The following is a 13,887-nucleotide window of genomic DNA, read 5'->3' on the forward strand; positions in this document are numbered from 1 at the left end:
TCATCCTGTTGTATTTGGAGAGGATTAATGAGATGGGACAGCCGGTAAGCGTTCATCAAAAAGTATCTTTTCGGACGTTGCTTCGCTTGAAAAATTATCGTTATTTAATTTTCTCGCAACTTGTCTCGAATATGGGAGATGGAGTATATCGATTGGCGCTTATTTGGTTAATGAAGGTCTTAACGGAAAGTCCTTTGTTAATGTCCATTTTATTAGCAGCGGAGACAATTCCATTAATCATATTCGGATTGTTCGCGGGAGTTGTCGTTGATAGAGGAAATAAAAAGAAGATCATGGTCATCTCGCATCTGTTGAGAGGCGCACTCATTTTATGCATAGTCCTGTTGTTACTGCTAAAAATGTTACACCCCGCCGTACTTATCATCATTGCTGTTCTGCTTACTTCGGTTAGCGCCTTCTTCAAGCCTGCACTAACCGTGGCAATACGGACTTTAGTTCCCGAAGAGCATATGACTCAAGCACAAAGCTTTTCGCAAGTTATTCAGACCGTTGTCAACTTGGCAGCTCCGGCATTGGCAGCGGGATTAATATTTTATGGAATGGAATATGCTTTCATCTTAAATTTCTTAACTTATCTTGTAGGAGCACTGTTAATTTTTTTGATTAACGAGAAAGAGCTTGCAAAAACCGATGTAAATGAATTTACCGCAAGGATGATCATGACGGATTTGAAGGATGGTATCCATGCGATAACGAAGCATGATTTTTTGAGAAATTGTATGATATATTTTACCATCCTGAATTTTTTGACGGCTCCTGAAGCGATTTTGCTTCCATTAGTCGTTACTGATGTCTCCGGATTAGCCATGCTCGAGATCAGTTTTTGTATAGGTATTTTGCTTGGTTCAATCGGTATTAATTATCTGAATCGATATTATCCCATTGTTTATATTTGTTTTGGAATCGGTCTATTCAGTATTGGAATAGGTATGTTTGCCTTTGGTATTCCGCTTATTTGGCAAGTAATCTGTGTTTTTATCAATGGAATCGGCTCAGCATTTGTAAATATTAAAATGAGCACCATGATCACCCTGATGGTACCAAAAGAAGTATTAGGCAGAGCATCAAGCTTGATTAGCGTCATGGTGCTGTGCGCCATGCCGGTCTCCACCTTCTTAGTAGGCTTGATTAGCGGTATGGTTTCTATTTTAACGATATTCGGAATCATTGGCGGGGCCGGTCTTCTCGTTGTTGCTTTCATGCTAATGAATCCTCACTTAAGAAAAAGGAGCGAAGAGTCTCACCATTCGACGGATCAGAAATCAAAAGGTGTCTCTCTTTAGTCGCATATAACGAAATAGGGCGGGTATTTGCTTACACATGTGTCTCTTGAATCCTTGACACGAAAATTCAACTCATATATATTGAAAATAATAATAATATTGTAGAAATATGGATTACCCGCCTTGGTTCTTCTGACAGTCTGCTTCACGAAATCTCTCGCCCAGTCATTTGGCATAGACCGCCTAGAACATTACTCGTTCATAACTTCTGCTCTCTCAACATGTGAAGCAATTCCCGATAACGATGTCACACAACAGACAATCGCAACAGACAATCTGGTGTATAGTTCCTTGCCATATCCTTATCCAGTCGGAAGCGAGGTGTATTTCTGCATGAGCGGAAAATTAACGGGACGGATTGCTTCAACACCAGCCCGCCTCCTGCATGACGAAGTGTTGGAGCCGCAATTCCAGTACGAGGTTGAATATTTACTGCCTGCGTACATTCAGATTGAATTAGCCATGCTTTTGGAATATGTCAGAATGGGCTTGATCACGCGACAGGACGCTTTAGAGATTGCAAAAGCGCTTCAGGCCGCTGAACGCGGCACAGTTGCACCGGACCCCGGGCGCAATATGTCCGATATCTCCTTTGCCCTTGAACGCCATGTTGAAAGTTTGCTGTCCCGGCCGGTACCTCGCTGGCACATCGATCGCAGCCGCAATGATGTGCAAGCCTGTGCCCAAGTCATGTTCGGCCGTTCGCAATGGTTGGAGACGGCGGACGAATTGGGGCAGCTTATTCGATCGATACATAGGTTGGCCGTCCGCTATCGATCGGTCCCCATGCCGGGATATACCCACTACCAATCTGCACAAATCATTACTCCCGGGTTCTATCTTTCCTCCATTAACGGTGAATTCGTGCAAACGATGACTCGCTGGATGCACATCTATGACGAAATGAATCAATGCCCGCTAGGAGCCGGGGCCATGGCCGGATTGGAACTGCCGTGGAACCGTCAACGGTTGTCCAAGCTGCTCGGGTTTCGACAGCCGCGGATGAGCGCGTTGGCGGCTGTCGCGTCTCGGGAATGGGTATTAAGGATCGCTGGCGAGCTGTCCACTTTCTCCGTACTGGTCTCCCGATTTACGACGGATTTGATTCAATGGGGCAGCAGTGAAATGAATTTCCTTCACTTGCCGGATGACTTATCGGGTATTTCTTCCGCCATGCCGCAGAAGAGGAATTTCCCGATTCTGGAACGGATTCGAGGGAAGAGCGCCCATCTGTCCGCATTTTATATGGACATGGTTCTTGGACAGCGAAATACGGCCTTCACGAATTTAGTGGAAACATCGAAAGAGGCCGGCACCCATCTGCTGGCGTTGTTCCAACAGACGAGAACCTTGCTGCGCTTGCTGAAAACGGTTACCGACCATTTGCAATTCAACGAGGAGCGCATGCTCAGCATATGCAAACGGGACTTTTTCGGAGGATTCACGCTGGCGAATCAGCTGACCTTGGAGCAGGGAATTCCGTACCGCACAGCGCAGGTGATCGCAGGCCGATACATCGCTGCTGCCCTTGAACACGGGGTGTCCCCGAATCCGGGCGATGCGCGCCTGCTGCAGGAAGCCTGTGCGGAAGCAGGCTTTTATGTGCCGGATACCGCCCGTCTCCTTGCCTCTTCCTTCGATGTGCTGGCGAGTCTGTACGGCAAGAAGTCTACGGGCTCGACTCATCCCGAGGAGGTACAGCAGATGCTCGCGGCCCAGATGGAGCAGGCGGAGAGGCTGGAGCTTGAGCGGCAAGAGCGAGAGGCTCAATTGTTGGCGGTAGAAGCCAGGCGAGAGAGACTATTGAAGGGATTGCTCTTTAACAAGAAAGGGAAGGGTGTGGGACTAGGTGCGGTATGAACAATGGGCGGATGCAATCGGAGAGACCCCGTTGGTTAAGCTGCGGGTGGACGAACGGTCGATTGGCTCCGTCTACGCGAAGCTCGAGTTGATGAATCCGTTCGGCATGAAGGATCGTGTGGCCAAGCAAACGATTCTGGCAGCGATACGGTCGGGAGAACTGAAGAAGGGCATGCCGATAATCGAGAGCTCGTCAGGCACGCTGGCTTGCGGATTGGCGCTTGTTGGGCGCCAGTTGGGCCATGACGTCCACATCGTGACCGATCCCCGTATTGACCCGATTACGTATGCGAAGCTGACATCGCTTGGCTGCCATGTTCATGTGGTCTCGCAGATGGGCAAGCAAGGCTGGCAAAGCGCGAGACTGGAACGTCTGCATGAATTAATGAAGGAATACCCTGGCGCGTTCTGGCCCCGACAATACGATAATCGGGAGAACCCTCGGGCCTATGAAGCGTTGGCTTCCGAGCTGTTACGGGACCTTGAGCGCATTGATGTGCTTATTGGCTCCGTCGGAAGTGGAGGTTCCTTGTCCGGCACCGCCAGAGAGCTGAAGCGGCATAACCCGGATCTTCGCGTCGTGGCGGTCGATGCAGCGGGGAGCGTAATATTCGGGCAGCCTGATCGGCCGGCGCGCCTGCAAGGCGGCTTAGGCAACAGCCTTATAGCGAAGAACGTAGATTTCGCCATCATCGATGAGGTGCATTGGCTGAACGATGAAGAGGCTTTTGCGGCGACGCTGCAGTTGGCTCGGAACGAGCATATTTTCGCCGGCAACAGCTCCGGTTCGGTATATGCGGTAGCTTGCTGGCTGGCAAGCCAGGTGGCGCAAGGCTGCAATATCGTGGCGATATTCCCCGATCGCGGGGACCGCTATACCGATTCGATTTATAGTCACTCCTACCGGGAGAGCAAAGGCCTAACGCGGCTTCACCTGCCTGACACGCCACAGTGTGTTGAACCGGATACCGTCGTGTCTGCCTGGTCCTATTCCAAATTAGTGGGGATGCAGCCTTATGAACAAACAATTGCTATTCGTTGAAGCGAATACAACGGGGACGGGCATGATGGCGATTCGAAAGGCGCGCGAACTCGGGTTCGAGCCTGTATTTCTCACCGAGAGGCCTGAACGTTACAATGGGCTGAAGGAGCTGGATTGTCGCATTGTCTTGATCGACACCAATTCCGAGGCTGCCTTGATCGATTGGGTCACACAGGAGAGCGCGCAAGACAGAGACATCGTTGGAATAATGTCAACAAGCGATTACTATATCGAATCGGTGGCTAGGCTTGCCCGGCATTTCGGTTGGATCGGCAATTCCCGGGAGTCGATCGCGGCATGCCGTAACAAAGTGATTTTCCGGGAGAAGCTTGATGCGCATCAGGTGGCCCAGCCCAGATTCCTCGCGATAGACTCTATGGAGGCATTAATGGAGGCCCGCTCTTCCATTCCCCTTCCTTGTATCCTGAAACCCGCAGACGATAGCGGATCGAATCATGTGCGTCTATGCTTCCGCTGGGATGAAGTGGAACAGATGACAGCTGAAATCCTTGCGATTAAGCATAATGCCCGCGGACAGGCCACGGCCCGGACGGTACTGCTCGAGCAGTATATCGAGGGGCCTGAATTTAGCGTGGAGATGTTTTCGTGGCAAGGGCAATGTTTCGTCATCGGCATTACAGAGAAAAGGTTGACCGGATATCCCTATTTTGTCGAAGCGGGACATCTCTTCCCTGCCCGGCTGTCCGTAAATGTGCGGCAGGAGATTGAGCAGACAGTGGAGCGGGCGCTGGCCGCGGTGAACTATCGCTTCGGCGCCTCGCATACCGAAGTGAAGTGGACCCCGGAAGGCTGTGTCGTCATCGAAAGCAACGCGAGGCTGGCCGGCGGCATGATTCCGGAGTTGGTTCGCCGTTCAACAGGAATTGATCTGCTTCAGGAACAGATCTGGTGTGCGGCTGGAAAGGCACCTGAATGGCCGCAAACGGTAGAGTATACAAACTATGCGGGCATCCACTTTCTCGTGTCTGACGTTCTGGGGACCTTTGTTGGAATCAATGGCATTGAGGCCGTTAGCGGGATACCCGGGATTGCGGAAGTAGCGATCACAGCGCAAATCGGTCAAAAGGTTCAACCGCCGCAGAACTTCTCGCATCGTCTCGGATACGTCATCGTAGAAGGCAATGATTATGAGGAGACGGATAAACTTATCTCACAGGTGCATGAGTTCATAAAGGTGCAAGTCAATCAGCACACGGGGAGCGGGGTATGAGACAGGTGATAGAATTGAGAAGCGATACGTTCACGCTGCCGACGCGCCGCATGATAGAGGCGATTCAAGAGGCGGCACTTGGTGACGATGTGTACGGGGAAGACCCGACGGTTCGCCAATTGGAGCAAGAAGCAGCCCGGCAGCTAGGCAAGGAGGCGGCGATTCTCATGCCGAGCGGCACGATGGCCAATCTGGCATCGTTAATGGCACATTGTCCACGCGGATCCAAAGCGATCGTAGGCGACGAGACAGACATATACATCTATGAAGCGGGCGGCGCATCCGTATGCGGCGGTATCATGTACGAGCCGATTCCGACACTGCCGGATGGACGATTGGCCATAGCTGATTTGGAACGGGCATTTCCACTGGAGCCGGAAGATCCGCAGTTTGCTTTGCCTGCATTGATCTCTCTGGAGAATCCGCATAACCGGATGGGGGGACGTGTCCTGCCGCTTGCATACTTGGAAGAGGTTCGCGCATTTGCAAATGCAAAGGCCGTGCCAATCCATATGGACGGAGCGCGTTTGTTCAACGCTGCGGTTGCCCTTGGAACAGATGCAGCGGAGATAGCGCGTTATGCGGATTCCGTGCAGATTTGTCTGTCGAAAGGGTTGTCTGCGCCGATTGGTTCGATTGTCACCGGGACAGAGGACTTTATTCGGAAGGTGTACCGACTGCGCAAGATGCTGGGCGGCGGTATGCGTCAAGCAGGCATCATCGCGGCACCGGGCCTGGTTGGGCTGGAGCAGATGACGGATCGATTAGCGGCCGATCATGCACATGCGCTCCGCTTGGCCCGTGGTCTCGCGGACATTCCGGGAATCGTGATTCAAGTGGAGGATGTAGAGACCAATATCGTGTTCTTCCGGATCGAGCATCCCGCTTATACGTGGCAGACATTCATCGAAGCTGCGCATGCGCGCGGGCTTCGCGTGGCTGAGCTCGGGCACGGCAGAATTCGGGCCGTGACGCATTCCGGCATTCAGACAGCCGATATTGACGAGGCGCTGAGAATTGTACGCGAGCTGTTGACAGACCCTGCTGTGTAGGAGATCAACAGGTTGTTCAACATGCTGTCAGGCGTTTATGGACTTGCGCCGCTAATTTCCGTTGAAGGAGGTTAACGGCATGGGGTCCTTTTTTTCTAGGAGAGCATGGAAGTAAGCAAAGTAATCTGGCAGCGTTGCCTGATTTCTTTTTTTCTCTGCATTCGCATAACACTAGAGGGAAGGCGTTTGCCAATGCGCTTATCCGCTATAAGGAAGGCATCCGCGATTTCGACAGATCCGCGGCAGGACTCGGAGGCTGTCCCTATGTTCCTACATGAATGCTCCGATCGTCATTTTGCGCCGAAAGGGCCGTTCAAGCTTGGTTGAAGGGGAAAGAAGATAGAAAATGAAAGGGGTGTGGCAAGTATGACCCGTTTAGATTCTCCAGGCTTACGTTTGCGTCAAGCTGTTGAGGAAGAGCGGCCGCTGCAGGTGGCTGGCACGATTAACGCCTATGTTGCTATGCTGGCCAAGTCCGCAGGCTTCCGCGCGATTTATTTGTCCGGGGCCGGTGTGGCCAATGCTTCATTCGGCTTGCCGGATCTGGGCATTACGACACTGAACGATGTGACGGAGGATGTCCGCCGCATCACTTCGGCCGTCGACCTGCCGCTTCTGGTAGATGCCGACACGGGATTCGGAAGCGCCTTCAATATTGCCAGAACCATCCGGGAAATGACCAGAGCCGGGGCGGCGGGCGTGCATATCGAGGATCAAGTGATGGCCAAGCGATGCGGGCACCGGCCGAACAAAGCGATTGTGAGCAAGGAAGAAATGGCCGATCGGATTAAGACGGCTGTCGATGCCAAGGCGGATGGTTCCTTCGTCGTTATGGCGCGCACGGACGCTCTGGCTTCCGAAGGGCTCGATGCTGCGCTCGAGCGGGCGGCCGCCTATGTGGAGGCCGGGGCGGACATGATTTTTGCCGAGGCGGTTACCGAAGTGTGGCAATACCGGAAATTCGCCGAAGCCGTGAACGTGCCGATTCTTGCGAATATTACGGAGTTCGGCCAGACGCCGATGCTGTCCGTTGAAGAGCTTGGAGCCGCCGGAGTCAGCCTCGTGCTCTATCCTCTGTCCGCTTTCCGCGCTATGAATGCCGCGGCTTTACAGGTGTATGAGACGATCCGCCGCGAAGGAACGCAGCAAAGCGTCATCGATATGATGCAAACACGCAACGAGTTGTATGAATTTTTGAAGTATCACGAGTACGAAAAAAAGCTGGATGAATTGTTCGCTGCCGACAAGGAGGGACAATAAATGACAACGGCGAAAAAACAAGGCGGATTAGCCGGAATCATCGCCGGCCAAACCGCGATTGCTACTGTGGGGAAAGAGGGTAAGGGCCTGAATTATCGGGGGTATTCCATCTACGATCTGGCCGAGCATGCGACCTTCGAGGAAACAGCCTATCTGCTCATTTACGGAACATTGCCTTCTTTCAGTGAACTGGATGCTTATCGCTCGAAGCTGCAGCGCCTGCGCGGACTTCCGGCTGCTCTGAAAAGGGTGCTGGAACAACTGCCGGCCGGATCGCACCCGATGGACGTTCTGCGCACGGGGTGCTCGGTTCTCGGCACCATGGAACCTGAGGGTCTTGGACGCAGCCAAAGCGATATTGCCGACCGCTTGATGGCCAGCTTTGGCTCGATGCTGCTGTATTGGCATCATTATGCCCAGACCGGCACCAGAATTGAGACGGATACGGACGATAGCAGCATCGCCGGACATTTTCTGCATTTGCTGCACGGCAAGAAGCCGGAACCGCTGCATGAGCGGGCGATGGACGTTTCTTTGATTCTGTATGCGGAGCATGAGTACAACGCTTCGACCTTTGCATCCCGCACCGCCGCTTCTACTTTGTCGGACATGTATTCGGCGATTACTTCAGGCATCGGCACGCTGCGCGGTCCGCTGCACGGCGGCGCGAACGAGGCGGCGATGGAACTGATCCAACAGTTCCGCACGCCGGACGAGGCGGAAGCGGGCCTGCGCCGGATGCTGCAGGAGAAAAAACTGATCATGGGCTTCGGGCACCGGGTCTATTCCGTCTCCGATCCGCGCTCCGATGTCATTAAGGTCTGGTCGCGCAAGCTGTCGGAGCATGCAGGGAACATGAATCTTTATCACATTTCCGAACGCATTGAATCGATGATGCGGGAAGAGAAGAAGCTGTTTCCGAACCTGGACTTCTACAGCGCTTCGGCTTACCATCTGATGGGCATCCCGACGGCGATGTTCACGCCTGTGTTCGTGATATCCCGCACGAGCGGATGGTCCGCTCACATCATCGAGCAAAGGGCGAGCAATAAGTTGATTCGCCCCAACGCGGAATATATCGGTCCAGAACCCCAGCCGTGGCTGCCGATGGAATCGAGAGCATAACTACTCACTAGGAGGAATGCATTGTGTCATCACATATCAGCAATGTAAGACCTGAGCCGGATCAAGTGATTAAGGATATCGCCGCTTATGTAGGCCAGACGATTGATAGCGAGGAAGCATACCGAACCGCCCGATACTGCTTAATCGATACGCTCGGCTGTGGCATGCTGGCGCTTCGTTACCCGGAGTGCACGAAGCTGCTCGGACCGATTGTGCCGGGAACGGTCGTGCCGAACGGTGCCAAGGTGCCGGGTACTTCCTACCAGTTGGATCCCGTTACAGCCGCATTTAACATCGGCGCTATGATTCGTTGGCTAGATTACAACGATACGTGGCTGGCTGCGGAATGGGGCCACCCTTCGGACAATCTGGGCGGCATTCTGGCCGTTGCCGATTATGTAAGCCGGAAGAACGTTGCGGAAGGAAAAGCTCCGCTGTTGATGCGGGACGTATTGACGGCCATGATTCAAGCGCATGAAATTCAAGGCGTGATCGCACTGGAAAACAGCTTCAACCGTGTAGGACTGGATCATGTCCTGCTCGTCAAAGTGGCTTCGGCCGCCGTTGTTACGAAGCTGCTCGGCGGAACCGAGGAGCAGATCATGAATGCGGTGTCCAACGCATGGATCGACGGACAATCCCTTCGCACGTACCGTCATGCGCCTAATACGGGCTCTCGCAAATCGTGGGCCGCAGGCGATGCGACAAGTCGTGCGGTGCGTCTGGCCATGATGTCGCTGAAGAGCGAAATGGGCTATCCCTCCGCATTGACGGCGAGAACCTGGGGCTTCTACGATGTTCTCTTTAAAGGCAACGAGTTCAAGTTCCAGCGTCCTTACAGATCGTATGTTATGGAGAACGTGCTGTTCAAGCTTTCGTTCCCCGCGGAATTCCATGCGCAAACGGCCGTGGAATGCGCGATTCAGCTGCATCCGGACGTCAAGGAGCGGCTGGACGACATCGACCATATTGTGATCACCACACACGAATCGGCGATCCGCATCATCGATAAAAAAGGACCGCTGTACAACCCGGCGGACCGCGATCATTGCCTGCAGTACATGACGGCAATCGGGCTTATTTTCGGTGAGCTGACGGCGGATCATTATGAAGATTCCACAGCAGAAGATCCGCGTATCGATGCCCTGCGAGAGAAGATGACGGTAGTGGAAAATCCGCAATATTCCAAGGATTATCTCGATCCGGAGAAGCGATCCATCGCCAATGCCATTCAAGTGGTGTTCAGGGACGGCTCCAAGACGGACAACGTAGCCGTTGAATATCCGATCGGCCACCGCCGCAGAAGAGCGGAAGGCATCCCGGTGCTGGAAAAGAAATTTAAGAGCAATTTGGCGACGCGTTTCCCTGCAAAGCAAGTGGCGGACATTCTGGAGCTTTGCGACAATCAAGAGCGCTTGGAAGCTACAGCCGTACAAGTCTTCGTGGACAAGTTTTTTATCTGAAAAGTAAGAACCCACCCTAAGGTTAGCGCCCAGGTGGGTTCTTATGTGCTTGCAACTTAGAAGGGATAGGCCCATCCAAGCCAATTGTTAGCCGAGTGTTTGCCGCACTCGGCTCCTTTAATGGTATGATATCACAATTGGTAAAAGAAGTGAACATCACTAGCGTGCAATTTGGCCTGCAAATGAGCAAAACCCGGAGCTGCATGCCGGCAACCCTGCGGACAACTTACCGATCCACAGGAATTGTCAGCGTGACCTGTGTTCCAACCTGAACAGCACTGTCTATGGTCAAGCCGTACTCTGGCCCGTACATGAGCTTCGCGCGGTCGTTTACGTTTTTGAGACCATAGCCTTTGGACTGGGTTTGCAGCAGCAGAGGAAGCCGCTCCGGCGGAATGCCCACTCCATTGTCCTGAACTTGAAACACAATGCAGTCCTGTTCCCGTGTTCCCGTCACGCAGATGTTCCCGCCTCCTTCTTCTCTGTTCTCAATGCCATGCAGTATGGCGTTTTCGATAAGAGGCTGCAGCATTAAGTTCGGCATGCGGCAGGACAGAATCTCATCCTCGATCTGATATTCCACTTCGAAGCTGTTGCTGTGCATGATAAGCTGAATCCGCATATAGGATTGTACATTTAGAATCTCGTCCGAGACCAGAATCATATTGTCGCCCTTATTCAGGGTGGTCCGATAAAAAGTGGACAGCAGCTGAGCCATCTCGCTAATCTCCGGGGCTCGAAGCCGAATCGCCCTCCAGTTGATAAGAGAGAGGGAGTTGTACAGAAAGTGGGGATTGATCTGAGCCTGGAGCGCTTTCATTTCATACTCTTTGCGCGCGATCTCCTCCACGTACACTTTATGAATAAGCGTTTTGGTCTCTTCCACCATATGGCCAAAGCCTCTGATTAAGTCACCGATTTCATCTTTCGAGTCGCTTGTGACCGTAACCTCAAGCACGCCTTTGCTGACGAGATTCATATTTTGATGCAAATGATCGATGCGGGACATCATCCTTCTGGCAAAAAAGGTGCCGGTCACAGCGACGGCAATAATGCAGGCGATCATGATCAGCACGATGGTCAAAATAATGAGCCGAGCAGAGGCCGTGATCAGATTCGTCGGCTTATATAAAAACACATTCCACCCCGAGATCGGGATCATGGACTGCAATACGGTGTAGTCCTGTTCATTCCAGCGCAGCTCATGACCTGCTTGAATGGGAATCTGGGATTTTCCCTTTAGCTTTTCCGATGAATAGACTGAATGGCCGTCTGCGTCCGTGACGAGAATCTCGGCTCCATTGGCCAGCAAAGACTCGAAGGATTGGAACAGGGAAGCATATTCTACTTCGGTGTACAAAATATTATCTTTCGGATTTCTTAGTTTCGTGTTAAAAATGCGCCCAACGCTGAACATCTTATTTCCATTAAAAAACCAAAGGTTTTCCGTCGTTGTCATCACTTGCGGGTACCAATCGGCATTGGTTATCTCCTCGATAGGAATGACGGTGCTCCCATGCTTCGGCAGGTTCGTTCCCGTATACAGCGTGATTCGCTTGATATCCGGATTCAAATATTGGGCGGTATAAAAATTTTGGTCAATGACGTTTTTGAGCTGATCGTACATCGAATAAGCACTATCATACGTATGATTGGCTGCATTAATGATCGCTTGATTGAAGCTCAAAAAGGTGATGATTTTATTGTATGTATTCAGCTGGTTGTTCACCGCTTGCACACTTTGCTCCAGATTCGCATTCAGATCCGCTTCAGACTGCGCCAACAAAAGCTGCCTGGTCTCAAAAAAACAAAATCCGCCCAATACAATAACGGGAATTAAGCTGATGAAGAGAAAGGCAAGTTTGATTTTGGTTTGGAATTTCATGTCGCGAATGAATTGCTTATGCGCTTGCCATCCTCTCATGCTCTTTCTCCTGCAGCCACGAATTGCCGGTATTTTTCGGGAGTGCGCCCATAAAAGTCTCTATAGTTCTGGCAAAAATACGATACATCCCGATATCCCACGGCGCTCGATATATCGGACACTTTGAGATGAGTGCTCGTTAACAATTCCTGCGCCTTCTGCATGCGCACGTTTTTGATGTATTTGTTCAAGCCGCAGCCCATACTCTTCTTGAACATCGAACTCAGGTAATGGGGCGATAAATAGACTTTGGCAGCGAGAGAATCCAGACTCAGGTCGTCAGCATAATGGTCTTCAATATACTTGGTGATGCAGGCAATATCCCGGTTGCAAGAAGCTTCGGAATCTGTATATTTCTCCTCCAGCCGCAAGACGTACTCATTGATGATTTTTTTGATATCCCGGATGTCTTCGGCTCTGTATATTTTCTCAATCCCGTGATTTAGCTCCAGTTCAGACACATCCACCATAAGATGGGTGACGATTTCTTGGCAGAGACTCGAAAACATATATTTCACATACAGTTGCGAGAACTGAACCTGCTTTTCATATTTTTGATACAGGATTTCGGTGTTGCCCTTCAGGCCGAAAATATCCCGGTTCTTAATATTGTTCCGAATCTTTTCCAAGATAGCGCTATCACATTGTTCCGTGTCATCGGAATCATAAACGTTGTCATCCGTTTCTTCAAAAATGAAACGATCCGGCGAGAAAAAGCGGTACTCCATCAGCTGCTCTAATTGGTTAAGCCCGGCAGCCAGATCTTCAATCGCCGTCGGCTCCTCGTTCAAGGCTGCATAGCAGATCGAATTAAATCTCGTTAAAATGCTCTCGTGAATACGCTGTGCCAGGTCACGATAGGATAAGCCAGAGGAACACTTCCCCTCGGGAAAGAGCAGCAAGCTCTGATAGCCATTCAAATTAATATAATCCGCCGGCGTGTCCAACAGGGACAGGACATAGCTTTCGAATTCCGCTCCAACATGCTCGAAGAAGTTTTTTTCACACTCCAGCAGCAGCATTCTGTGGTAAGCAGCCGGCAAATCCAATGAAGCTCCCTTCAATGAAGGAGGGGCGCCCACACCGTTGACGAGGGTGAACAGCACATGTTTTTTGACATAGGCTTTTCTCATTTTCGATGCTTCGTCTTCTTGCTTTTGTTGCGTTATGTCTTGGATGACTTTGTGCATCGTATCTTGAAAGGCATCCACATGGATTGGCTTGAGAAGGTAGTCGGACACGCCAAGAGAGATGGCCGTCTTGGCATATTCAAATTCCGCGAAACCGCTGAATATGATCACCTTCAATTGCGGTTGAAGCTGCAGTGCCTGCCTGGTAAGCTGCAGCCCATCCATAAGCGGCATCTTCACATCGGTGAACAAAATATCGGCAGACTGGCGGCGCAAAAATTCGAGCGCCTTTTTGCCGTTTTCCGCAAACTCCACTTTAAGAGGAAATTGAAGCTCTTCGATCAGAAAAGCGATACCTTCTCGTTCTTCCTGTTGATCATCTGCGATTAAAATGGTTAGCATGTGCATCCTCTTTTCAAGCGTTATCATCATTTATTATAAGCCTTTTCAAAACGAATGAAATAGAAGGAGCGCTCATTAGGAAACTTCGTAAAAA

Annotated in this window: 10 protein-coding genes; 8 read left to right on the forward strand and 2 right to left on the reverse strand. The window is 51.3% G+C overall.

Annotated features, from left to right (window positions below; all coding sequences use genetic code 11):
• The first annotated feature begins 32 nt into the window (after positions 1-32).
• The 8 genes from FLT43_RS00385 to FLT43_RS00425 all read left to right on the forward strand — a co-directional run bounded on the left by FLT43_RS00385 (position 33) and on the right by FLT43_RS00425 (position 10,337).
• Positions 33-1,304 carry an MFS transporter gene (locus FLT43_RS00385; RefSeq protein WP_087443859.1) on the forward strand — a complete coding sequence of 424 codons (1,272 nt, stop codon included), beginning with the start codon at positions 33-35 and terminating at the stop codon, positions 1,302-1,304.
• Positions 1,305-1,637: 333 nt separating this feature from the next.
• The gene (locus FLT43_RS00390; RefSeq protein WP_087443858.1) at positions 1,638-3,164 is read left to right on the forward strand and encodes an argininosuccinate lyase; all 1,527 of its coding nucleotides are present in this window, start codon (positions 1,638-1,640) and stop codon (positions 3,162-3,164) included.
• On the forward strand, positions 3,154-4,206 hold the full coding sequence (locus tag FLT43_RS00395; RefSeq protein WP_087443857.1) for a PLP-dependent cysteine synthase family protein: 1,053 nt from the start codon (positions 3,154-3,156) through the stop codon (positions 4,204-4,206). Before FLT43_RS00390 ends, FLT43_RS00395 begins: the two co-directional genes overlap by 11 nt.
• Positions 4,181-5,437 (forward strand): ATP-grasp domain-containing protein, encoded by a 1,257-nt coding sequence (locus FLT43_RS00400; RefSeq protein WP_087443856.1) that lies wholly within the window; start codon positions 4,181-4,183, stop codon positions 5,435-5,437. The genes FLT43_RS00395 and FLT43_RS00400 overlap by 26 nt, the downstream gene beginning before the upstream one ends.
• The gene (ltaE, locus tag FLT43_RS00405) at positions 5,434-6,489 is read left to right on the forward strand and encodes a low-specificity L-threonine aldolase (RefSeq protein WP_087443855.1); all 1,056 of its coding nucleotides are present in this window, start codon (positions 5,434-5,436) and stop codon (positions 6,487-6,489) included. The genes FLT43_RS00400 and ltaE overlap by 4 nt, the downstream gene beginning before the upstream one ends.
• 366 nt (positions 6,490-6,855) lie before the next feature.
• On the forward strand, positions 6,856-7,749 hold the full coding sequence (gene prpB / locus FLT43_RS00415) for a methylisocitrate lyase (protein ID WP_087443854.1): 894 nt from the start codon (positions 6,856-6,858) through the stop codon (positions 7,747-7,749).
• Complete coding sequence (gene prpC / locus FLT43_RS00420) at positions 7,750-8,874, forward strand: bifunctional 2-methylcitrate synthase/citrate synthase (protein WP_087443853.1); 1,125 nt, start codon at positions 7,750-7,752, stop codon at positions 8,872-8,874.
• 23 nt (positions 8,875-8,897) lie between these two features.
• Positions 8,898-10,337 carry a bifunctional 2-methylcitrate dehydratase/aconitate hydratase gene (locus FLT43_RS00425; RefSeq protein WP_087443852.1) on the forward strand — a complete coding sequence of 480 codons (1,440 nt, stop codon included), beginning with the start codon at positions 8,898-8,900 and terminating at the stop codon, positions 10,335-10,337.
• A gap of 226 nt (positions 10,338-10,563) precedes the next feature.
• Here FLT43_RS00425 and FLT43_RS00430 read toward each other — a convergent pair whose 3' ends face one another.
• Together FLT43_RS00430 and FLT43_RS00435 are read right to left on the reverse strand one after the other, a co-directional pair.
• Entirely contained in the window at positions 10,564-12,261 is a 1,698-nt protein-coding gene (locus FLT43_RS00430; RefSeq protein WP_087443851.1) for a sensor histidine kinase, read from the reverse strand.
• Positions 12,258-13,793: a response regulator transcription factor gene (locus tag FLT43_RS00435; protein WP_164776298.1), complete on the reverse strand. Its 1,536-nt coding sequence runs from the start codon at positions 13,791-13,793 to the stop codon at positions 12,258-12,260. The genes FLT43_RS00430 and FLT43_RS00435 overlap by 4 nt, the downstream gene beginning before the upstream one ends.
• Positions 13,794-13,887: the final 94 nt, after the last annotated feature.

The organism is Paenibacillus thiaminolyticus (assembly GCF_007066085.1).
GTDB lineage: Bacteria > Bacillota > Bacilli > Paenibacillales > Paenibacillaceae > Paenibacillus_B > Paenibacillus_B thiaminolyticus.